The sequence below is a fragment of the Vibrio sp. 1078-1 genome, assembly GCF_033340475.1.
The window spans coordinates 1-725 of record NZ_JAWOWM010000313.1 but is presented as its reverse complement, the minus strand read 5'-3'; the positions used below and the strand labels follow the sequence as shown (position 1 = coordinate 725).

Genomic DNA, 725 nt, shown 5'->3' with positions numbered 1-725 from the left:
AACGCATAAGGAAATGGGGAGAGAAACTATGGAAGCAATCATCAACAAACTGTACGAACAGCAATCACTGACTCAAGAAGAAAGCCAACAGCTATTCGACATTATTATTCGCGGCGAGCTTGATCCAATTTTAATGGCATCGGCATTAACAGCATTAAAGATCAAAGGCGAAACGCCTGATGAAATTGCCGGTGCAGCAAAAGCCCTACTGACGAATGCGAACCCGTTCCCTCGTCCTGATTACGACTTTGCAGACATCGTAGGGACAGGGGGCGATGGTCATAATACTATCAATATCTCGACGACGGCCGCCTTTGTTGCAGCAGCATGTGGCCTAAAGGTCGCGAAACACGGCAACCGCAGCGTATCAAGTAAATCCGGCTCTTCTGACTTACTGGACTCGTTTGGCATCAACCTAGCAATGAGTGCTGAAGACACCCGCAAAGCGGTTGACGACATTGGCGTTGCTTTCTTGTTCGCGCCTCAATATCACGGAGGCGTTCGCCACGCGATGCCTGTGCGCCAAACCATGAAAACGCGCACCATTTTCAACATTCTTGGCCCGTTGATTAACCCTGCACGTCCAAACATCGAATTAATGGGCGTCTACAGTGAAGAACTGGTTCGTCCTATCGCAGAAACCATGCTACAAATGGGCATGAAGCGCGCCGCTGTCGTACATGGTAGCGGATTGGATGAAGTGGCCATTCACGGTACAACAACGG

Annotated in this window: 1 protein-coding gene; it reads left to right on the top strand. The window is 49.7% G+C overall.

Features of this window, described 5'->3' with window-relative positions; translation table 11 throughout:
* Positions 1-28 precede the first annotated feature (28 nt).
* Positions 29-725: anthranilate phosphoribosyltransferase (gene trpD, locus R7190_RS27290; protein ID WP_318137858.1), on the top strand; the 697-nt coding region annotated here is incomplete at its 3' end.